We start from the raw sequence: 21,056 nt of genomic DNA on the forward strand, positions 1-21,056 counted from the left end.
CGCCCGCAGCACCGCCACCGCACTAATCAACAACTCCAGCCCGCCCCCGAACACCGCAAAGCCACACCGGGCACCTCAACGCGAGCCTCAAACCCACACAGTCCGCAGCGCAGCACCCCGCCGCCCTCGCGCTGCTCCTCCGAGAGCTAGCTCTCCACGTCGATCTGCCAGACCCCGTTGTGCTGCGACATCGTGTAATGGTGCGTCTCACTCGTCGTGCCGCCGTTGGCGCGGTGATAGGTGATCCGCGCGGTGAGCGTGTTCGCACCGGTGATCTGGACGTCGTTCGCGGTCACCGAGCTGAACTGGGTCCACCAGGACTTGTACCGGTCGAAAGTCTGGCCTCGCGACGAGCGGAAACCCTCGCTGAGCATCGCCCAGCCGCTCTCCAGATTGCTCGGGATGTACGAGAAGTAAGTGCGCAGGGCCGCTGCCATCGCTTCCGGCGAGTTCGCCGCGGAGCTGGACGTCGGAGCGCTGCTCGACGAAGGCGGAGTCGACGGTGACGCGGACGAAGTCGCTGGAGCGCTGGACGGCGCGGAACTCGCGGCGACCGGCGGCGGGTTCGCGGCCGGGGTGTCCTCCCCGTGGTTGCGGGTGAGGATGACAGTGACGATCACGGCGATCACGACGAGCAGCGCGCCCGCCCCGGCGAAGATCATTGCGCGGCGTCTTCGGTCCGAGCCCGCGGGCGGCGCGGCGCCCGCGCCCGCGGCCGGAACCGCGACCGTGGTGGGCACGGCCGGTGGTTTGGCGTCCGGGAGCGTCGGCGGTTCCGGGACGGTCGCGACCGGGGTGACTCCGCCGTCGAGTTTGCGCAGTTCCTCGACCACTTCGGCCATCGACGGCCGGTCTTCCGGCTTGAGCTCCAGCAGCTTCAGCAACAGCGGCTCGAGCTTCCCGGCCTGTTTCGGCGGGTTGATCGAACCGCTGGAAACCCGGTACAGCAGGGCGATCGCGTTGTCCGCGGTGCCGAACGGCGGATCGCCCTCCACCGCCATGTAGAGCGTCGCGCCGAGGGCGAACACATCGGAGGCGAACGTCGCTTCCTCGCCGCGGGCGACCTCGGGTGCGAGGAACGCGGGCGTGCCGGAGATTTCGCCGGTCGCGGTGAGCGTGACGTCGCCGACCGCGCGGGAAATGCCGAAGTCGGTCACCTTGACCGTGGTGCCGTCGTCGCCGAGCAGGACGTTGCCCGGTTTGACGTCGCGGTGCACGATGCCCGCCCGGTGCGCGGCGGCGAGCACGCCCGCCAGCTGCACCGCGAACGGGATGGCCTCGTCGACGGTCAGCGGGCCGTCCTCGCGCAGTTTCACGGCGAGGCTGCGCGAGGGCAGGTACTCCATGATCAGCCACGGCCGGTCCTCGTGCTCGACCACGTTGAACACCGAGATGGCGTTCGGATGCTGCAGCCGGGCGGCGATCCGGGCCTCGCGCATGGCGCGGTTGCGGGCTTCCTCGACCTTGTCCTCGCCCTGGTTCACGGGCATGAGGAGTTCCTTGACCGCGACAACGCGGCCGAGGATCTTGTCCTCCCCGCGCCAGACCATCCCCATCGCGCCGCTGCCGATCAGTTCGACGAGCTCGTAGCGACCGGCGACCTGCCGGCTCTCCTCGGTCAACGGAAAACCCCTCGGTGCGACATCATCCACGGACGGCGATCACCCAGTTTTCCACGGACGGCCGGAGCGGAGTTCTCGACCCACCCACGGTCGCCCGGGGTTGCTCCGGGTGGCCGGGTCACGACAGGGTGAGCGCATGACCACGACGGCGCCGTCTTTCCGGAGCGTGTTCCGGGTTGGCGAATTTCGTGCGCTCTGGCTCGCCCACGTGCTGTCGGTGGCAGGTGACCAACTAGCACGAGTCGCGCTGACTGTGTTGGTATTCGACCGAACGGCGTCCGCCGGGTGGGCCGCCGGGACGTACGCGCTCACCTATTTGCCGGACCTCCTCGGCGGCGCGCTCGGCGGACTCGCCGACCGGTTCCCGCGCCGGACCGTGCTCGTGGTCGCGGATGTGGTGCGCGCACTGCTGGTCGCGTTGATGGCGATTCCCGGCATGCCTTGGCCGGTCGCCGCCGTCCTGCTCGTGATCGTGCAACTCGCGGCCGGACCGTTTCAGGCGGCTCGGCAAGCGGTCCTGCCGGACATGCTGGGCGAGGAAAAACTGGCGACCGGTCAAGCGATTCTCTCCTCGACGTACCAGGCCGCACTGGTGCTCGGCTTCGGCGCGGGAGCCGCGGTGGTCGCGTGGCTCGGGGTTTCGGGCGCGCTGTGGGCGGACGCGGTGACGTTCGCGGTGTCGGCGGCAGCGCTGCGCTGGGGTTTGCGGCCGTACCCGGTCTCGAAGGTGACCGAGCGCATGCCGCAATGGGCGTCGTTGAAGGCTGGGTGCCGGCTTGTCGCGCGGGACCGGAAACTGCGGTCGCTGCTGGCGATCGCATGCTGCTGCGGGTTTTACGTGGTGCCGGAAGGGCTGGCGGTGCCGGTGGCCGCGCAACTCGGCGGTACTGGCGTGCTCGGCTGGCTGCTGGTGGCGAACCCGGTCGGGACGCTGCTCGGAGCGTTGCTGATCAGCCGGTTGCCGCGGGCGCGGCAGGTGCGGTGGCTGGGTCCGCTCGCGGTGGCGAGCAGCCTCGTGCTGCTGCCGACCGGCTGGACGCCCGCGTTGCCGGTGGTCGTGGCGATCTGGACGGTGTCCGGGATGTTCTCCGCGCACGACTTGATCACGCAGGTGCAGTACAGCCTCGCCGCGCCGCCAGACCAGCGCGGCCAGGTGATCGGGGTCGCGATCGCGGCGCTGCGGGCGGCGCAGGGCCTGACGATCGCCGCCGCGGGCGCGCTGGCGCTGGCCTTCGCACCGACGACGGTGGTCGCGATCGCCGCCGTCGCCGGAGCCGGATGCGCCGGGGCGGCCGGGATCGCGTGGACGCGGGCGGTGCGAACGGACCGCGCGGTGCGGCCCCGCCGAACTCCCCTCGACGGGGCCACCCCACCTCCCGCGCCGTAATCCGCGGGACGGGTGCGCCGCGGGGCTGGTTTCGGTCACGTCCAGTTGTTGTCACGCATGCCCTCTCACCTCCTCGTGGGGCGGGCCGGGGACGGTGATCAGCGGGACCAGTTGTTGTCGCGCATGGCGGCGGCTCCTTTCGTGGCTCGCCGGGGCTCGGCAGGCGGTGGTTTCGGGGTTCAGCGGGTCCAGTTGTTGTCGCGCATCGCGGCAGCTCCCTTCGCGGCTCGGCGGGCAGTGATCGACGAGGCTCAGCGGGACCAGTTGTTGTCACGCACAGCGCGGCTCCCTTCGCGGCTCGACAGCGGGCGATGGCTGGGTTCAGCGAGTCCAGTTGTTGTCGCGCATCGCGGCAGCTCCCTTCGCGCAGCTCGGCGGACAGTGATCGGCGAAGGTCAGCGAGTCCAGTTGTTGTCACGCACAGCGCGGCTCCCTTCGCGGCTCGACAGCGGGCGATGGCTGGGTTCAGCGAGTCCAGTTGTTGTCGCGCATCGCGGCAGCTCCCTTCGCGCAGCTCGGCGGACAGTGATCGGCGAAGGTCAGCGAGTCCAGTTGTTGTCGCGCACGGCGCGGCTCCTTTCGCGACTTGATGGGCGGTGATCGACGAGGCTCAGCGGGTCCAGTTGTTGTCACGCACGGTTGGCGGCTCCTTCCATCGCTTGGCGGTCAGTGGTTGCGAGATTCAGCGAGTCCAGTTGTTGTCACGCATCGCGGCAGCTCCCTTCGCGCAGCTCGGCGGTCAGCGATCGGCAAAGGTCAGCGAAACCAGTTGTTGTCGCGCATCGCGGCGGCTCCCTTCGCGGCTCCGGCGTTCGGTGGTCGCGGGTCAGCGAGTCCAGTTGTTGTCGCGCACCGGACGGCTCCTTTCACGAGGTCGGCGGTCGGTGATCTCGGGATTCAGCGGGTCCAGTTGTTGTCGCGCATCGCGGCGGCTCCCTTCGCGGCTTCGGCGGTCGGTGGTCGACAAGGGCTCAACGAGTCCAGTTGTTGTCACGCACGGCGACGTCCTCCTCAGTGATCGAGCGATCGGCATCCCACGGGCTTCAGCGGTCCCAGTTGTTGTCGCGCACGGCGGCGGCTCCCTTCCCGAAGCGACGGTCGGCAATCAGCAGGTTCAACGAGTCCAGTTGTTGTCACGCACGGCAGTCCTTCACCTCCTCCCACCGCATTTCGTGCAGTGCTCGCAGTCGTTTCACCGGGTCCAGTTGTTGTCACGCACCGCAGCCACCTCCTTTCTGTCCGCCGATCCCGATCCACCGGCAGTCCTCAGCGAGTCCAGTTGTTGTCGCGCATTCGCCGCCTCCTTTCCGCGTCCCGGATTCCCGTCCCGGCTTGGTTCACCAGTTGTTGTCCCGCACTGTGGGCACCTCCTCTCCTTCGCGAAGACCGAAAGTCTCAACCTCCAGTCGAGACCCGAAGGGACCTCAAGGGAGACCGCGGTCACCGAAGAGCTGTCCAGTTGTTGTCGCGCACGGTCGTCACCTCCGTTTCAGAGTCGCGCCGTCGGCGGTTTTCGCACGTCAGCACCGGTGGGCCGGTCACCGAAAGTGGCCGTGGGAGGCCAAAAGGGACACTCGTGGATCCCCTGGTCCGGCCCGGATTCGGAGCAGGTGGCCACTACTCACAGTGGCTACCTCCCCTCGCCGGCCGTCTGGCGCTGGTCTGTCCGGGCGAAATCGCCCCGGTGCTTCCCAGAGTCCGGACGACAGGCAGCACACAACGCGCCTCGTCGTTTACCGTAGAAGCCGATCGGGTGAGGTGAAGAGTGCGCGGACAAGTTGCCGAGTGGTTCACAGGCTGGCGCCTTTGGCGGTTGCCCTCTCACGTCCGCATGTATGTGCTGCTGGTGAACGTCGTGGCAGTGGGCACCACCCTCGCCACCGCGTGGCTCGCGCCAGTGCGTCAGATCGACCTGATCCGCTTCGGGGTCCTCGCCGTGTGCGCGGCGCTCGCGATCGAGGCGACCCGGCACATCGAACGGCAGCGCGAGTACAGCCGGGCCCCCACCGTCGCGTACGTCGACACCAAGGCCGTGTGGAGCATCGCCGCCGTCGTCGCGCTGCCGGCGATTCTCGCGTCCGCGATGGTCGTGCTCACCTACGCCGTCGCCTGGTGGCGGATCTGGCCGCGCGAACGGCCGGTCCTGCCGCACCGCTGGATTTTCTCCTGTGCTTCCGTCCTGTGCGGGACGCAAGCCGCGGTCGCCGTGCTCGCGCTCGGCATGCACCACTACCCCGGGGTTCTCTCCAACGGCTTCGGGCCTGGCCTGCTCGACCTCACCGTCTTCGTGCTCGCCGCCGGGCTGCGCTGGGCGATCAACACCGCGCTCGTCATGGTCGCGATCGCGCTGTCGAGCCCGCCGCGGTCGTTCGCCGACCTGTTCTCCGGCTTCGGCGACCAGCTGCTGGAGGCGGGCGCGATCGGGCTCGGCCTGGTCACCGCGGCGCTCCTGATGCTGGCCAACCCGCTGATCCTGGCCGGCGTCGTGATCGCCCTCGTGGCTTTGCACCGCGGGCTGCTGCTCACCCAGTTCCAGCGCGACGCACGCACCGACGTCACCACCGGGCTGGCGACCAAACGCTGGTGGCGCACGGTCACCGAGCGCTACCTCGAACGCGCGCGGGCGAACCAGGACAGCGTCGGCGTGCTGCTGCTCGACCTCGACCACTTCAAGGCGATCAACGACACCTACGGCCACCCCACCGGCGACCTGGTGCTGCGTGAGATCGCGATGTCGCTGCGCGACGAGGTCCGCGAACAGGACGTGTGCGGCCGCTGGGGCGGCGAGGAATTCGCGATCGCGCTGCCCGACATCCCGAGCGCCGAGCACCTCGGCCACATCGCCGACCGCATCCGGCGGCGGATCCCGCAGGTGGTCGTCGCGCTGCCGGACCAGGAGTCGGTGATCAGCGACCTGACCGTCTCGATCGGCTGCGCGCTGTACCCGGCCGAGCATCTCGCCAGCGTCGACGACGTGCTGGTCGCCGCCGACGCCGCGCTGTACCGAGCCAAGCAGGCGGGCCGCAACCGGGTGGAGCTGGCGAGCGCTTGACCGTCGGCCGAGGCCGCCGCTAGAACTCGTCCCATGGACTGGACTCTCGAGGTCGTCGTCGTGCCGGTGACCGACGTGGACCGGGCGAAAGCGTTCTACGTCGACCAGGTCGGCTTCCGCCTCGACCACGACATCAGCCCCGGACCGGGACAGCGCCTGGTGCAGCTGACCCCGCCGGGCTCGGGCTGCTCGATCGTCCTGGGCAAGGGCATGGTCCCGGACATGCCGCCGGGGTCGCTCAAGGGCCTGCAGCTGGTCGTCGCCGACGTCCGGAAAGCCCGCGAGGAGCTGGTCGAACGCGGCGTCGAGGTCGGCGAACTCCAGCTCTACGGCCCCGACCCGGGAACCGGCGCGCTCGAAGACCTCGACAACATCGGGTTCATCCACTTCTCCGACCCCGACGGCAACAGCTGGTCGGTGCAGCAGATTTCCGCGCGCGCCAAGGTCTGACCCGGGGCGGTGGCGGCCTAGTCCGGTGAGCAGCACCGAGCCGCTGGACCCGTTCGCTCCCGCGCTCGCGGTGTTCCTCGCCGCAGCTGTCTCGGCTTGGGATGCCGTCGAGCGGGGGCGAACATCGGCGGGCCGCTGACGCTTCGGCCAAGACGACAGAGCGCTAGTCCACCAGCGCACCGCAGCTGACATTCACCGTGGCCGCAGTCATCGTGCGGGCTCGGTCGGACGCGACAAACGCCGCTACCGCACCGACATCGGCCAGCGTCGCGGTGCGGCCGAGCATGGTCGGTTCGGCGAGTTCCGCCGCGAGTTCCTCGGCTCCGGGGAAATCCGCTGGGATGGTTTCCGGGACGCCACCGGTCCGGAGGGTCACCGTGCGCACGCCGTACCGGCCGAGTTCGGCGGCGAGTTGCCTGCGCATCGCTTCCAGTGCGGCGAAGCCGACTTGCAGGCCGCCGACCGCGTGGTTGCGTACCGGGTCTCCGTCGCCGCCGAAGAGGAGGACGACGCCGCTGCCTTGGCGTTTCATGTGCCGGCCAGCCGCGCGCATCGTGAGGAAGGTCGTACGGACGCCGTTGACCACCGGTTGCTCGTAGTCCGCCAGCGACATCTCGACCATCGGAGTTCCCTGGACGTCGCCGTGGCTGATCACGTTCACCGAGATGTCGAGGCTGCCCGCGGCTTCGACCACTGCGTCGGCATGAGCGTCGACGGACTTCTCGTCGAGCGCGTCCACTACGGCGACGTCAGCGGTACCGCCAGCTGCGCGGATGTCGTCAGCGACCCGGTCCAGCTTCTCGCGAGTGCGTCCGGCCAGGAAGACTCGCGCGCCTTCCTCGGCGAACGCTCGCGCGAACGCACCGCCGATCCCTCCGCCAGCGCCGTACACGACCGCGTTCTTGCCTTCGAGCAGCATCTTGAGAGCTCCCTTCTCGTGCCTGTCACCAGTGCGTCGAGCGGGGAGCCGGGGAATCGACCTCGGTGTTCAGGGACGTGGCAGGCCCATCGGGTTGGGGACCGGTACACCTCCGCTGTCGATGATCCGTCGGCTGAGCGGGGTCGCCAGCTCCAACACCCGGTCGACGCCTGCCGGGCCTAGTGCCTCGAGCGGGGCGGCGGCCAGCCGGTCGGTGGTTTCCTCGATGGTGCGGCGGATTTCCGCGCCTGCCGGGGTCAGCCCGTCGGCGTCGATCAGGCCGCGCTCGACCAGGTTTGCTGTTGCCTCGGACCATTCCTCGTCCGTCCAGCCCCGGGCGCGCTGGACTTGCTCGCGAACGGTAGCGCCGGTGGCGATGTGGGTGAGCGTGGTTTCGAGGCCGGTCAACCCCGAGGTGACCGCGGCCAGGACGTGGCCGTCGCCGCGGTGTTCGCGCAGGACAGCGGTCGCCAGCCACAACCGGGCCAGCGGACGGTCCGGGCTCGGCACAGCGGACCAGGCCGCCGCGAGTGGGCGCGCGTCGAATCGGCACGCGGCGACGGCTTGTTCCAGCAGCGCGGCCAGCTCGTCGACCGCATCCGGCCCCAGGAGCCGCGTCAACGCCGCTTCGACCGCTTCGATGCGGGTGCGCAGCACGTCGTCAGGAGAGGCGAACGTCCACGCGTCGGGCAGCGCTCGCGCGACCATCCGCGGCGCGAACCCGAAGAACATCGACGTGACCGGTTCCGGGCCGATCGGGCCGAGTGGCGCCGCTCGGCCCGCGAAGTAGCCCATCCACCAGCCGCGCAAACCGACGTCCTTCGCCGCCGCGGCGGGTTCGGGGGCGAAGTAGACGACTGCGTGGAGGGGTTCCAGGGCGGTCCAGAGGTTGCGGGCCGGGTTCGGCTTCATGCGGCAACTCTAAAGCCCGGGTACGACAAAACGGGTCGCACGAAAGCGGCCCGCCGCCCCGAAAACCGGGACGGCGGGCCGTGGAGCGGGAAACCTCAGGCGAGCTCGAGGCCGTAGGACTGCAGTTCCAGAGTCAGCGGGTAGAAGTAGCTGGTCTGGGTGTCGCCGCCGGAGAGGGTGCCGAGGCCCTTCTCGCCGTCGTACGCCGGGCCGCCCGAGTCGCCGTGGTCGGTGTGGGCGGTGGTGCCGAACTCGTGGTTCAGGACGCCGACGTCGAAGTTGACCGACTCGTCGACCGAGGTGACCTGGCCGCTGCCGCCGCCGGTCGTCTGGCCCATCTTCTCGATCTGCTCGCCGACGGTCGGGCTGGCCGCGCTGGTGATCTTCTGGCCGGTGTTGATCGCGCCGGGGCCGGTGCCGTTCGGGCGGGTCAGCAGGCCCGAGTCGGCTCCGGGGCAGTCGCTCTGGACGACCTGGGCGCCGGAAACGTCGCCGCCGGACCAGGTGCCGCCTTCATTAGTGCAGTGGCCCGCGGTCAGCATGTACGGCTGGCCGCCCTTGGTCACGTTGAAGCCGAGCGAACAGGTGAACTGGCCGTTGTTGATCGAGTCGCCGTCCGCGATGTAGGTGGCCAGCTTGCCCGAGCGGTGCTCGACGCGCGCCGCGTCGCCCAGCTTCGCCGCGGCCGCGGCGACCTTGTCCTTGGTGGCCTGGGACGCCGAGTCGTAGATCTTCACCACGACCTGGTTGGTCTTGGTGTCGATGCCCCACGACGTCTGCGGCACGTTCTTGACGGTGTCCATCTGGTTCTTCGCGCTGGTGAGGGCGGTGAAGCTGTGCTTCACGAGCTTCGTCGCGAAGCCCGCCGCCTTGGCCTTCTCCTGCGCCGCGGCGTCGGTGACGTTCAGGACCGCCTTGCCGCGTTCGAGGTAGATGCCGCCGTTTCCGGCGCCGAGCGTGTCGGCGACCTGCGTCGCCTGGGTGATCGCCTGTGCCTGCATCTTGGCGAACGCCAGCGGGCTTGCCGAGGCGGCGTTCACGCACATGCCCGCGGTCAACGCCGCGGCCGACAGTGCGGTGAATCCGGCGACGAGAGTCTTCCGGGAAGTCATGGATCTTCCTCCAGGTGGGCTGAACCGACCGGTGGGACGCCCCACACTGTTGTTGCCCGGCAACCAACGCGAAACCGACGAAGGTTGGTTAATAACCAAAAATGCGGACCAACCGGACATGATTGCGCCGTTCGGACCACCTGGAATACGCCGAACGGCACCACCCGGACGAGTCAGTGCTGTCCGGGCCACCGGACGTGCTCGGCGTAGCCCTCGTTCTTGCGCAGGTACCCGGCGATGAACGGGCACACCGGAACGATCACGCCGCCGCGCGCCACGACGTCGTCCAGCGCGGCCTTCGCCAGCACCTTGCCGAGGCCGCGGCCGCCGAACTCGTCGCCGATCTCCGTGTGGGTGAAAACGGTTTCGGTGTCCTTCGGGGTGAATTCGGCGAAGCCGGCGAGCTTGCCGTCCGCATACACTTCGTAGCGGTTTTCGCTGTCGTTGCGGGAAACGCGGGGTTCTTCTTCGCTCATTCCCGCATCCTCACACACCGCCCGAGTCCGCGCGGGACGCTCCGCCCGTGCTCTCCCTGGCGATGACCGTGTGCGGCGCGACGAATTCCTCCGCGGGCAGCCCCGGATCCTCGATCCGGGCGGCGAGGCGGGAGACCGCGGTGCGGGCGATGAACGGAGTGTCCAGCGAAACGGTGCTCAACGAGGGACGGGAATAGCGGCCTTCCTCGATGTCGTCGATGCCGATGATCGCCACGTCGTCCGGGACACGCAGACCGGCGTCGAACACCGCTCGGATCGCGCCCATCGCCAGCAGGTCGGAATAGCAGAAAATGGCGTCCGGGCGCGGAGATTCGCGAAGCAGCGACGCGGTCGCCTCGTACCCGTCCGCCCGGCCGTAGTGAGCGGCCGTGGCCTGCAACGCGGTCACCGGCTCCAGGCCGTGCTCGTCCAGCGCTTTCCGGAAGCCCTCGGTGCGCTGCAACGGCGTCGAGTACATCTCCTTCGGCTGGGCGCCGATCGCCGCGATGCGAGTACGGCCGCAGTCGAGCAGATGCGTCGTCGCGTCGTGGGCCGCGACGACGTTGTCGATCGCCACGTGGTCGAAGCGGTGGTCGAACACGTGCTCGCCGAGCAGGATCAGCGGCGACGAACGCGCCGGGTCCACGTCGCGCAGCTCGTCGCCGGTCGCGAGCGGCGCGAACAGCATGCCGTCGAACAGGTTGCGCCTGCCCCCGCCGCGCAGCAGCTGGCGTTCCCGCTCGTGGTCGTGCCCGGTCTGGTCGATCATCACCTGGAAGCCGAGGCTCGCGGCGGCGTCGATGACCTCGCGGGCGAGCTGGCTGAAGTACGGCACGTCGATCTCCGGCACCACCAGCGAGAGCAGCCCGGTCTTGCCGGTGCGCAGCGTGCGGGCGACCGGGTTCGGGATGTAGCCGAGTTCCTCGATGGCCCGCAGCACGCGCTGGCGCATCTTCTCGCTGACGTGCTCGTAGCCGCTGACGACGTTCGACACCGTGCGCACCGAAACCTGCGCCCGATCCGCCACGTCCCGCAACGTCGCCGCCATGGAGCCCCCTTCGCCGAAAGTCATCCTACCTTTTGCAACGTGTGCAAGCATGTCGTACAGTTTGCCTACGTTGGCAAATTCACGGCGCGCCCCTCCTCGCACGTCGCCTTGCCGCCGTCCCGCACAAAGGAGTGCCATGAACCCCACTCTCCGACGGAGCGGACGGACAGCCCGCCGCCTCGCCCGCAGCGGCGGCGCCCTCGCCGCCGCGACCCTGCTCGTCACCGGGCTGAGCGCCTGCGGTCCGGACATCAGCTCCGACGGCGCGGCCTCGGACAACTCCGTCCTGCAGGCCCCGTCCGAGGACGCGCCGAAGGGCGAGATCACCGTCTGGGACCGCTCCGGCGACCTGTACAAGGTCTTCGATTCCGCGATCAAGAAGTTCACCGCGAAATACCCCGGCGTCACGGTCAAGCACGAGGCCGTCGACATCGCGGGCAAGCTCCAGAACACGCTGATCACCGGCACCGACGTGCCCGACGGCGTCTTCCTGGACGACGCCAAGGTCGGCGGCTACGTGAGCCACCTGTGGAATCTCAAGGACGTGCTCGCGCCCTACACCAAGGACATCGCCAAGCAGAAGGTCGACGTCAACACTGTCAACGGCGGCATCTACGGCGTGCCCTTCGACCTCGACCCCGGGCTGCTGTTCTACAACGCGAAGGCGCTGAGCGCCGCCGGAATCGACCCGAACGGCATCAAGACCTACGACGACTTGCTCGCCGCGGCGAAGAAGTACCAGCAGTTCAAGCCCGGCGCGAAACCGATCCACCTGGAGCAGGACGCCTTCAACAGCCAGCTCCAGCTCGAGATGTTCGCCAGCCAGCTGGGCACCGGCCTGGCCGGCCCGAACGGCGCGTTGCGGCTGAATTCCCCGCAGTACCACCAGGTCCTGAGCTGGCTGGACACCGTGCGCAAGGAAGGGCTCGGCACCCGTGCGGAGTACCTCAAGCCCACCGACGTCAGCGCGCTGGACTCGGCCAACGAGGTCTTCTACCCGTGGGCGATCTGGTTCGACTTCGCCCCGCAGCAGCAGCTGACCGCGACCAAGGGCGACTGGCGGGCGATGCCGCTGCCGGCGTGGACCGCGGGCGGCGCGCGCAGCGGCGCGATGGGCGGCTCGTCGTTCGTCATCCCCAAGGACGCCAAGAACCCGAAGCTGGCCTGGCTGTTCTACCGCTTCCTGATGTTCGACCAGGCCGGTTACACCGGCGTCTACGGCCCGAACGCGGTCTACCCGGGCGGCTTGAACACCTCGATCCCGGCCTACCAGCCCGCCGCCGATCCGGCGAAACCGCTGTTCCGGCCGATCGACGCGATGGGCGGCCAGGACGTCTGGAAGACCGCCGTCGAAGCGGGCCGGGAAATCCCCGGCGGAGCGCCGATCCCGGCCTGGTGGTCCGGCGCGGTCGATTACCTCGGCACCGACCTGCAGAAGATGCTGGACGGCACGCTCACCCCGCAGCAGGTGATCGACAAGGCGGGCCAGGACATCCAAACCAACCTGATTGACCGCAAATGACCACTCGTTCCGCGACCGCCGCGGCGAAGGTGTTCCGGGAACCGCCTCCGGCAGCCAAGCCGAGTTCCCGGACACCACGCCGTCGGCGGCGCACCCTGCCCTGGCGCCGCCGCTTCGCGCCGTATCTGTTCGTGCTGCCGTTCGTGCTGGTGTTCCTGGCGTTCAGCGTCTATCCGCTGTTCTTCACGCTGCGCCTGAGTTTCACCGACTGGCACGGGTCCGGCGCCGCGCGCTGGATCGGCCTCGACAACTACCGGTATCTGCTGACCAGCAGCGGATTCTGGTCGTCGCTGGGCAATTCCGGGGTGCTGTGGCTGCTGATCGTCCCGGCGCAGATGGTGCTGGCGGTGGTCGTGGCGGTGCTGCTCAACGCGATCAAACGGCTGCGCGGGTTCTACCGGGTGGCCTTCGTCGTGCCGTTCGTGACGCCGCTGGTCGCGGTCGCGCAGATCTGGATCGTGCTGTTCGACCAGAACAACGGCGCGGTGAACGCGATACTCGGTGCGGTCGGGCTGCCGCCGGTCGGCTGGCTCGTCACGAGTGAGTGGGCGAAACCGACGCTCGCGCTGCTGTTTCTCTGGAAGACCACCGGGTTCGTGGTGCTGATCGTCCTTTCCGGACTCCAGCAGATCGACCGAGGCCTGTACGAGGCCGCCTCGCTCGACGGGGCGGGCCGGGTGCGGCAACTGTGGACGATCACCGTTCCGCTGCTGCGCCGGTCGCTGATGTTCAGCCTCGTCCTGCAGACCCTGGCGGTGTTCCAGATGTTCGCCGAGCCGTACGTGGCGACGAAAGGCGGGCCGTACAACTCGACCACCACGGCCGGGCTCTATCTCTACAACCACATCACCCGCGCGGATCTCGGCACTGGGGCGGCGAACTCGTTCCTGCTGGTGATCGTCGTGATGGCGGTGTCACTGCTTTTCGTCCGGCTGCTCCGAGCGGAGGACTGACATGACCACCCTCGGCGTCCGCGAACGGCGGACCGGGCCCCGGCCGCTGCTCGGCTCGCACGCGTTCCTGATCGTGCTGACCGTCGCCCTGCTCGCGCCGGTGGCGTGGGCGATCCTGTCGTCGTTCAAACCGGCGGGCGAGATCATCCGGCACCCGCTCGGGTTCGACCCGGCGACCTTCACGCTCGACAATTTCCGCGGGATGTTCCAGGACGTCCCGATCGGCAGCGGGTTCCTCAACACCGGCATCGTGCTCGTGGCGAAGGGCGCGATCACGATGTTCTGCGCGCCGCTTGCGGCCTACGCGTTCGCGAAATACCGGTTCGCCGGCCGGAACCTGATCTTCGGCGCCGTGCTGCTCACCCTGATGCTGCCGACGATCGTGCTCGTCATCCCGCTGCTGCTGGAGATGAAGGAACTCGGCTGGGTCAACACCTACCAGGCGCTGATCCTGCCCGGTTCGGTCGACGCGTTCGCGATCTTCTGGATGCGCCAGGTGATCGCGGCGGTGCCGGACGAACTGCTCGACGCCGCCCGCGTCGACGGCTGCGGCGAGTTCGGCATCTTCTGGCGGGTGGTGGTCCCGGCGATCCGGCCGGGCCTCGCCGGGCTCGGCGTGCTGACGATCATGAACATCTACAACGATTTCGTCTGGCCGGTGGTCACGGCCAGTTCCAGCCGGATGGCCACCCTCCAGGTAGTCCTCTCGACACTCGCCCAGAACATCTCGGGCAACCGGGTGGGGTCCGATTACGCAACCATCACCGGCGAACTGCTCGCCGCCGCGTCGATCGCGCTCGTCCCGCTGCTGATCCTGTTCATCGTGCTGCAGAAGCACTTCATCAACGGCATCCTCGCCGGAAGCGTAAAGGGCTGACACACATGACGATTGCCGAGAACGCCGCCGATCCGATCGCCGCGGAGGCGGTCCCCCGGCCGGGCTATCCGCGTCCGGACCGGGACCGGTCCGCGCGGTGGCTGAGCCTCAACGGCCGCTGGCGGTTCACCGCGGCCGACGGCGCGCCTGAATCGATTGTCGTCCCGTTCGCTTGGGAGTCCCCGGCCTCGGGCGTGCAGCGGACCTGGCTGGAACACGCGGTCTACGCGCGCTCGATCACGGTTCCGCCGGAATGGACGGGACAGCGAGTGATGCTGTGCTTCGGCGCGGTGCATCACCGAGCGGTCGTCTCGATCGACGGGGTGGCCGTCGGCTCGCACGTCGGCGGGCACAGCTCATTCGAGTTCGACGTCACCGACGTGCTGGAGCCGGGCCGCCCCGCCGAGCTGACCGTCGAGGTCGAGGCACCGGCGGACAAACGCGAAATCCCGCACGGCAAACAGCGTTCGATCCCCCGGGACGACTACGACGGCGTGTCGTTCACGCCGACGTCCGGCATCTGGCAGAGCGTCTGGCTCGAAGCCCGCGGCCGCACGTACGCCGCCGAGGTGTCCGTGCGCGGGGATTCTCTGACTGGCTTCGACATCGCCGGCGAACTCGCCGGGGACGCTCCGGACAGCGCAGCCGTAGTCGCGCTCCTTGACGGCCACGAGACCGTTCTTTCGGTGCGGGACGGGCGGTTCTCCGGTCGTCTGGACGTTCCGTCTCCGCAATTGTGGAGCCCTGAATCGCCGTACCTCTACTCCATCGCGCTGACCGTGGGCGAAGGCGACGGCGCCGACCGGCTGACCGTGACTGGCGGGCTGCGCCGGATCGAGACGCGCGGCGAGGCGTTGTATCTCAACGGGGAACGGCTGTACGTGCGCGGCGTGCTCGACCAGGGCTACTGGCCGGAGTCCGGGCTCACCGCGCCGGACGACGAAGCTCTGATCCGCGACCTCGACCTGGCGCGGGAACTCGGTTTCTCGCTGGTGCGCAAGCATCTCAAGGCCGAGGAACCGCGGTGGCTCGACCACGCGGACCGGACCGGGATGCTGATCTGGGCCGAACCGCCGGGCCCGAGCCGGTTCAGCCCGGCCGCCGCCGAGGCGTTCGAGGCGCAACTGCCCGACCTGGTCCGGCGCGACGGCAACCATCCGTCGATCGTGATCTGGGGCCTGTACAACGAAGAATGGGGCCTGGACTGGGACATCCCGGGCAGCCCGGAGCGCGCCGCCGCGGCCGAGCACGCCTACGACCTGATGCGTTCGCTCGACGACACGCGGCCGATCGTGGAGAACTCCGGCTGGGCACACGTCAAGACCGACCTGGTCGACTGGCACTACTACGACGAGAACCCGCGTACGTGGGCGGAAAACCTCGCCGCGCTGGCGTCCGGCGAGCGGGAGTCATTCGAGGTCAAGCTCCGGCCGGACTTCCTGGTCGACAAATCGTTCTACGGTTCGGCCGACTTCCCGCGTTCCGGCGTACCGGTGCTGAACAGCGAGTACGGCGCCGGGTTCACCAGCCTGGAGCGGGCGTGGCACGTCCGCTGGCAGACCCAGGAAATCCGACGGCACGACCGGTTTTCCGGCTATATCTACACCGAGCTGACCGACGTGGAACACGAAATGGCCGGCCTGCTGGACGCCCACCGGCGGCCGAAGGACTGGGGCGGGCTGAACCCGGCCGACGCTTTCGCCGCGACGACCCTGGTGGTCGACCTGGTGCCCGCGCACGCGGGTGCCGACCTGCCAGTCCCCGTAGCACCGCTGACCCTGGACGTGCACGTGTCACACACCGGCCAGGAGCCGATCGCGGGAACCTTGCACGCCGCGTGGGGCGCGTCGGGCTCCCGCAGCCTTCCGTCGTCTCCGGCGGATTCTGTTTCCGCGCAAGCGAAACCGTTCCGGCTCAGTGACGCGTTCCCGCTGACGGTCCCAGCTCCCGGCGGTCCGGCGCGACTGCACCTGTGGCTGGAGATGGACGGCAAGGTGGCCGCGCGGACGTTCGTGGACGCGGCGGTGGTGGAAGAGCTGAACCGGCGAGGCGCGCGGGACTGAGCATCACGGAAAGGGCGGCCAGCTCGAGTGAGCTGGCCGCCCTTTTCTGCTCAGCACAGGGCCCTGATCAGGCCGGGACATGCCAGACCTGGGTGAACAGGCCGTTGCAGTCATAGATCTGCAGCTGCGTACCGTCCGCGGTCTGCGCCTGCGGATCATCGAGGCAGCGACCCGACTGCGGGTTGTAGATCGACCCGTCCGCACGAGCCTGCCACTGCTGCGAGGGCGCGCCCAGACAGTCGCGAAGCTCCACTTTGGACGAATTGGCGGTGCCGCCGCCGACGATGTTGAGGCATTTGTCGAAAGCGCGGATCGTGCCGTCGGTTTCCAGCGACCACTGCTGTCCGGTCGCGATGCCGCAGGTGTACAGCTGCACCGCGTTGCCGTTGACCGAGGTATTGGTGTTGACGTCGACGCATTTGCCGGTGGTGCCGGGGCCGGTGATCTGGCCCTGCGCGTTCGGCAGCGTCGCCGTGCCGAAGTCGGTTTCGCATTTGCCGGTCGACAAATGCGTGCCCGCGAGCATCAGGAAGGTGTTGCCGGAGGCCGCGCCGAGGAGCGGCGAGCTGTATCCGGCGCAGGCTGTCTCGCCCGCGTCGTAGCCGCCGGTCGGCGCGGTCGTCACCGGTGTGGTGATCTCCTGCCAGGCACCCGATCCGAGGTTCCGGTTCACGAACAGCACATGCCCGTCCTCCGGCTGAATCGCCAGCGAACCGTCCGTGCCCGCGACGACCCGCTGTCCGGACGCGATGAGCGTTCCGTTCGAGCCGCCCGCCGGTGACCAGGTCAGGTATGGCGTGTGCAGCAGGAACCGGTGGTCGGCGGTCTCTATCCGGGTGCCGAGGCTGCCGGGATTCCACGATTCGGCGTCGGGAGACGTCTTCAAGTAGACGTCGCAGGCCTGGTCCGGGTCGGCACCGGCTTTGCAGTCCTCGTAGGTCATCGCGTAGGTCCCGTTGGGCAACGGGACGACAGTCGCCATCCCGGGCCGGTCGACCCCGTTCTGCAGAGCGACGTCGTAGACCTCGTTGCCCCACGTCAGACCGCCGTCGGTGGAGACGGCGTGCGCGAGCACCTGGGCGTAGTTGTTCACCGACGGGCGTTCGTCAGAGAAGTAGCAGATGAGCCCGTGGCTGGTGGTGGCGAACTCCGGCTCCCAGATGCCGTGGCCGATCGTGTTCGCCATCCCGGATTCGGCCGCGCACGAACTGCGGTAAGTCCAGCTCGCGCCCTGATCGGTAGAGGCGAAGACTTCGACCGCCTGCTGCGTGTAGTCGCCGTGGTTCCAGGCCGTCCCCGCGGCGAGCAGCGTGCCGGCGGGCAGCGATCCTTGCGCGCTCGGCAGTTCGTAGAGCGTCGGGCCGTCGAGATCCCAGCCGTGCTGAGTGTCGGTGACCGTGCTGATCGGCGAGGACGTCCAGGTGACGCCGTTGTCGGTCGAGCGGTAGATCGGGAAGTTCGCCTTCCCGACCCCGGTGCCGGAATGGGAGAACGTGGCCAGCAGGGTGCCGTTCGCGCCGCCGTTGTGCGCGAGGCGGATGACACGCGGATAGCTCGCGTCCTCAGTGGAGCCGGCGGCGGTGCTGGGCCGGTAAAGCACTCCGCTGGAGGTCGTCGCCGCGGCGGCGATGCCCGTCGGCAGCGCAGCCGCGACGGCGGCGCCGAGCACGACAGCAGCGACCAGCGCGCCGCGCCGTCTCGGGCCGGAGCGAGAACGGAAAGCGAGGGGACCAGGCGACATAAGCGTCACTCCTAGGACGGGACAGCGCCACGGCCCGCTCCCGGCTCCCCTGCCCGGACACAACGGCCAGCGCGGCCGCTGAGCTTGTCGAAGAGGTGGCCGGCCCCGGCCGCTTTGCCATCGTGTGAAAACCCGAGAATACTCCGATTTGCACACGTTGCAAGAAACTGTCCGGCGGACAATCGCCGCTGTCACCTCGCACCCGGATGTCGGCTCGCCGTCCACCGACGAGCGACGCGCCAGCACGCACCGGAGACCCCGCGGCGAACCGCGCTGGTCCGCACGGGCGATCCGCCGAATCGGCGGAGTGGCAGGGCTTTCGCCGCGCCGGGCGGGTCTGTTTGCCTCGTGGAGTCGGTACCCGCGAAGGCAAGGGAGCACGCGTGCAGCCGTTCGTCCTGCCCGAGTTCTATCTGTCGTACCCGGCCCGGCTGAACCCGCACCTGGAGGGCGCGCGGAAGCACAGCAAGGCGTGGGCATACACGATGGACATGATCGACGTGCCTCAGCACGGCACCGTCATCTGGAACGAGCACGACCTCGATTCCCATGACTACGCGCTGCTGTGCTCCTACACCCATCCCGACGCCGCCGCGCGGGAACTCGATCTCGTCACCGACTGGTACGTCTGGGTCTTCTACTTCGACGATCACTTTCTCGAACTGTTCAAACGCACCGGCGAAATCGAACGCGCACGCGCTTACCTTGACCGGATCGCTCGCTTCATGCCCGCCGAAGGCGAAATCACCGAAACCCCGGAAAACCCGGTCGAACGGGGCCTGGCCGATCTGTGGAACCGCACCGTTCCCGACCGGTCCGCCGGCTGGCGACGACGTTTCCGGGCAAGCACGCGCAACCTGCTCGACGAATCGTTGTGGGAACTGGCGAACATCAACGAGAGCCGGATCGCGAACCCGATCGAATACATCGCCATGCGCCGCAAGGTCGGCGGTGCACCCTGGTCAGCGAATCTCATCGAACACTCGCTGAACGCCGAAGTCCCAGACGAAATCGCCGCGAAACGCCCGATGGAAGTCCTGCGCGACTGCTTCGCCGACGCCGTACACCTGCGCAACGACTTGTTCTCCTACCAGCGCGAAGTCGAAGACGAAGGCGAACTATCCAACAGCGTCCTGGTCTTTGAGAAATTTCTAGGCTGCACCACCCAAGAAGCCGCAGACGCCGTCAACGACCTGCTGACCTCGCGCCTGCACCAATTCGAACACACCGCCCTGACCGAAGTCCCCGCCCTCTTCGACGAACACGGCGTGCACCCAGCCGGACGAGCCGAAACCTTCGCGTACGTCAAAGGCCTGCAAGACTGGCAATCCGGCGGGCACGAATGGCACCTGCGCTCGAGCCGCTACATGAACAAAGGCGCCCTCGACGCCCGCGGTGGCCCAGAGTTGCTAGGCGGCCCGTCCGGACTGGGCACCTCCGCCGCCCGGATCTTCCGCTCCGTCGCCACCACCGCACCCCAACGCGCACGAGCTTTCTCGCACCAGCCTTACGAACAAGTAGGCCCAGTCGCTCTGCCCACTCTGCCCCTGCCATTCCCTTTGCGACTCAGCCCGCATTTAGCCGCGGAACGAAAGAAAATCGCCGAGTGGCCCCGGCGCATAGGCATCCTGTCCGAACGGGTCTGGGACACCGCCCGCCTGCGCGCGTCCAACATACCTTTGGCCGCCGCAGGAATTTGCCCCGACGCACCCCCGGAGCAACTGTCCCTCACCACCGACTGGCTCACCTGGGGCACCTACGCCGACGACTACTACCCGGCAGTCTTCCGACACGACCTGCCCGCCGCCAGGCTCGCCACCGAACGCCTCAAACTCTTCATGCCGACGGACGGCGAACCCGCGCCGCCACCGCTGACCGCCTTGGAAACCGGCTTGGCCGACCTGTGGCAACGCACCACCGGACCACTGAACCCCACCGAACGCCAAACGTTCCGCGGCACGGTCGAAACCATGATCGACGCCTGGGTGTGGGAACTGGCCAACCAGGCCCAGAACCGCATCCCGGACCCCATCGATTACGGGGAAATGCGCCGCCAAGCCTTCGGTTCCGACCTGGTGACAAGCCTCTGCCGGATCGCCAACAGCCGCGCCGTGCCCGCGGAAATCCAGCGGAACCGAGTCATCGAATCGCTGGAGGACTCCGCCGCCGATTACGCCTGGCTGGTCAACGATTTGTTCTCCTACCGCAAGGAAATAGAATACGAAGGCGAACTGCACAACGCGGTGCTGGTCGTACGATCGTTCCTGGACGTGGAACAAGATCGAGCCCTGCGTATCGTCGCCGACCTGGCGAAAGCAAGGCTGACGGAGTTCCGCCACACGGTAGACGTCGGCCTGCCCAGCCTCTTCGCCGACTACGGCTTGGACCCGAAGACCCGCGCGGCCCTCACCGGCTACGCCGACCTGCTGAAGAACTTCATGACCGGCATCGCCCACTGGCACCGCGAATGCGACCGGTACAAAGACGCGGAACTGGACCGGCTCGGAGTCCGAGCCGGACCAGCCCACCTCAAGCCGAACGACGCCGAGAACCCCCTCGCCGCCGCACCGCAGCACCCAGGCTGCACTGGCACCCCGCCCATCCCGCTAGGCACAGAACCCCGCCGCTTCCAGCCCGGCCCCACCGGCCTGGGCACCCAATCCCTGAACATCCCCGCACCCACCCGCTGACCGCGAATCCCTCAAGGTCCCCCTCACGGACCTCCGCAGCCCGTGAAGGACCCCTTCACAGACCGGCCCAACCGGCGCGACTCACCCAATGCCACGAAGCGCTAACCCGACATCGCGAACCCCCACACCCCCTACCCCACCCGCGCACCCCCGCCCCTCAAACCACCACCGACGCACCCAACAATCGAGGCACCCAGCCCCTCCCCCACACCCCGATACGAAGCCTCCCTGC

The 21,056-nt window shown here is 68.5% G+C and carries 15 protein-coding genes; 8 read left to right on the forward strand and 7 right to left on the reverse strand.

Features of this window, described 5'->3' with window-relative positions:
* Positions 1-146: 146 nt before the first annotated feature.
* Positions 147-1,622, reverse strand: coding sequence for a serine/threonine-protein kinase (locus H5411_RS41775; RefSeq protein ID WP_183127081.1), 1,476 nt, complete (start codon positions 1,620-1,622; stop codon positions 147-149).
* 136 nt (positions 1,623-1,758) lie between these two features.
* Between H5411_RS41775 and H5411_RS41780 the strand changes: the two genes are divergently transcribed.
* The 3 genes from H5411_RS41780 to H5411_RS41790 all read left to right on the forward strand — a co-directional run bounded on the left by H5411_RS41780 (position 1,759) and on the right by H5411_RS41790 (position 6,511).
* Positions 1,759-3,009 carry an MFS transporter gene (locus H5411_RS41780; RefSeq protein ID WP_183127083.1) on the forward strand — a complete coding sequence of 417 codons (1,251 nt, stop codon included), beginning with the start codon at positions 1,759-1,761 and terminating at the stop codon, positions 3,007-3,009.
* Between the two features lie 1,765 nt (positions 3,010-4,774).
* Positions 4,775-6,061 carry a GGDEF domain-containing protein gene (locus H5411_RS41785; RefSeq protein ID WP_183127090.1) on the forward strand — a complete coding sequence of 429 codons (1,287 nt, stop codon included), beginning with the start codon at positions 4,775-4,777 and terminating at the stop codon, positions 6,059-6,061.
* A 33-nt stretch (positions 6,062-6,094) separates the two neighbouring features.
* Positions 6,095-6,511 (forward strand): VOC family protein, encoded by a 417-nt coding sequence (locus tag H5411_RS41790; protein WP_101435554.1) that lies wholly within the window; start codon positions 6,095-6,097, stop codon positions 6,509-6,511.
* A gap of 163 nt (positions 6,512-6,674) precedes the next feature.
* Here the strand turns inward: H5411_RS41790 and H5411_RS41795 are convergent, their stop codons facing one another.
* The 5 genes from H5411_RS41795 to H5411_RS41815 form a co-directional block, all read right to left on the reverse strand.
* Positions 6,675-7,430 (reverse strand): SDR family NAD(P)-dependent oxidoreductase, encoded by a 756-nt coding sequence (locus tag H5411_RS41795; protein WP_101435555.1) that lies wholly within the window; start codon positions 7,428-7,430, stop codon positions 6,675-6,677.
* Positions 7,431-7,499: 69 nt separating this feature from the next.
* A complete protein-coding gene (locus H5411_RS41800) occupies positions 7,500-8,342 on the reverse strand; it encodes an SCO6745 family protein (protein ID WP_183127092.1) in 843 nt (280 codons plus the stop codon).
* 95 nt (positions 8,343-8,437) lie between these two features.
* Positions 8,438-9,454 (reverse strand): S1 family peptidase, encoded by a 1,017-nt coding sequence (locus tag H5411_RS41805; RefSeq protein WP_101435557.1) that lies wholly within the window; start codon positions 9,452-9,454, stop codon positions 8,438-8,440.
* A 173-nt stretch (positions 9,455-9,627) separates the two neighbouring features.
* The gene (locus H5411_RS41810; protein WP_101435558.1) at positions 9,628-9,930 is read right to left on the reverse strand and encodes a GNAT family N-acetyltransferase; all 303 of its coding nucleotides are present in this window, start codon (positions 9,928-9,930) and stop codon (positions 9,628-9,630) included.
* 10 nt (positions 9,931-9,940) lie between these two features.
* On the reverse strand, positions 9,941-10,978 hold the full coding sequence (locus tag H5411_RS41815) for a LacI family DNA-binding transcriptional regulator (protein ID WP_183127094.1): 1,038 nt from the start codon (positions 10,976-10,978) through the stop codon (positions 9,941-9,943).
* A gap of 136 nt (positions 10,979-11,114) precedes the next feature.
* Here H5411_RS41815 and H5411_RS41820 point away from each other — a divergent pair, with 136 nt between their 5' ends.
* Genes H5411_RS41820 through H5411_RS41835 form a run of 4 tightly spaced genes read left to right on the forward strand, consistent with a single transcriptional unit; the run spans position 11,115 to position 16,393 of the window.
* Positions 11,115-12,500 (forward strand): ABC transporter substrate-binding protein, encoded by a 1,386-nt coding sequence (locus H5411_RS41820; RefSeq protein WP_183127096.1) that lies wholly within the window; start codon positions 11,115-11,117, stop codon positions 12,498-12,500.
* Positions 12,497-13,453: a carbohydrate ABC transporter permease gene (locus H5411_RS41825; RefSeq protein WP_183127098.1), complete on the forward strand. Its 957-nt coding sequence runs from the start codon at positions 12,497-12,499 to the stop codon at positions 13,451-13,453. Before H5411_RS41820 ends, H5411_RS41825 begins: the two co-directional genes overlap by 4 nt.
* Before the next feature lies 1 nt (position 13,454).
* Positions 13,455-14,330, forward strand: a complete 876-nt coding sequence (locus H5411_RS41830) for a carbohydrate ABC transporter permease (RefSeq protein ID WP_101435561.1) — start codon at positions 13,455-13,457, stop codon at positions 14,328-14,330.
* A 5-nt stretch (positions 14,331-14,335) separates the two neighbouring features.
* On the forward strand, positions 14,336-16,393 hold the full coding sequence (locus H5411_RS41835) for a glycoside hydrolase family 2 protein (protein ID WP_183127100.1): 2,058 nt from the start codon (positions 14,336-14,338) through the stop codon (positions 16,391-16,393).
* Positions 16,394-16,460: 67 nt separating this feature from the next.
* On the opposite strand, the gene H5411_RS41840 is transcribed toward H5411_RS41835, so the two are convergent.
* Positions 16,461-18,134 (reverse strand): sialidase family protein, encoded by a 1,674-nt coding sequence (locus H5411_RS41840; protein ID WP_246370210.1) that lies wholly within the window; start codon positions 18,132-18,134, stop codon positions 16,461-16,463.
* A 383-nt stretch (positions 18,135-18,517) separates the two neighbouring features.
* Here H5411_RS41840 and H5411_RS41845 point away from each other — a divergent pair, with 383 nt between their 5' ends.
* On the forward strand, positions 18,518-20,824 hold the full coding sequence (locus H5411_RS41845; protein ID WP_183127102.1) for a terpene synthase family protein: 2,307 nt from the start codon (positions 18,518-18,520) through the stop codon (positions 20,822-20,824).
* Positions 20,825-21,056: the final 232 nt, after the last annotated feature.

Source organism: Amycolatopsis echigonensis, assembly GCF_014174495.1.
GTDB lineage: Bacteria > Actinomycetota > Actinomycetes > Mycobacteriales > Pseudonocardiaceae > Amycolatopsis > Amycolatopsis echigonensis.

Excerpts from the sequence above, each read along its gene's own strand:
- H5411_RS41780 (WP_183127083.1), top strand. The coding sequence starts at position 1,759 with ATGACCACGACGGCGCCGTCTTTCCGGAGCGTGTTCCGGGTTGGCGAA.
- H5411_RS41790 (WP_101435554.1), top strand. The coding sequence starts at position 6,095 with ATGGACTGGACTCTCGAGGTCGTCGTCGTGCCGGTGACCGACGTGGAC.
- H5411_RS41795 (WP_101435555.1), bottom strand. The coding sequence starts at position 7,430 with ATGCTGCTCGAAGGCAAGAACGCGGTCGTGTACGGCGCTGGCGGAGGG.
- H5411_RS41800 (WP_183127092.1), bottom strand. The coding sequence starts at position 8,342 with ATGAAGCCGAACCCGGCCCGCAACCTCTGGACCGCCCTGGAACCCCTC.
- H5411_RS41805 (WP_101435557.1), bottom strand. The coding sequence starts at position 9,454 with ATGACTTCCCGGAAGACTCTCGTCGCCGGATTCACCGCACTGTCGGCC.
- H5411_RS41810 (WP_101435558.1), bottom strand. The coding sequence starts at position 9,930 with ATGAGCGAAGAAGAACCCCGCGTTTCCCGCAACGACAGCGAAAACCGC.
- H5411_RS41815 (WP_183127094.1), bottom strand. The coding sequence starts at position 10,978 with ATGGCGGCGACGTTGCGGGACGTGGCGGATCGGGCGCAGGTTTCGGTG.
- H5411_RS41820 (WP_183127096.1), top strand. The coding sequence starts at position 11,115 with ATGAACCCCACTCTCCGACGGAGCGGACGGACAGCCCGCCGCCTCGCC.
- H5411_RS41825 (WP_183127098.1), top strand. The coding sequence starts at position 12,497 with ATGACCACTCGTTCCGCGACCGCCGCGGCGAAGGTGTTCCGGGAACCG.
- H5411_RS41830 (WP_101435561.1), top strand. The coding sequence starts at position 13,455 with ATGACCACCCTCGGCGTCCGCGAACGGCGGACCGGGCCCCGGCCGCTG.
- H5411_RS41835 (WP_183127100.1), top strand. The coding sequence starts at position 14,336 with ATGACGATTGCCGAGAACGCCGCCGATCCGATCGCCGCGGAGGCGGTC.
- H5411_RS41840 (WP_246370210.1), bottom strand. The coding sequence starts at position 18,134 with ATGTCGCCTGGTCCCCTCGCTTTCCGTTCTCGCTCCGGCCCGAGACGG.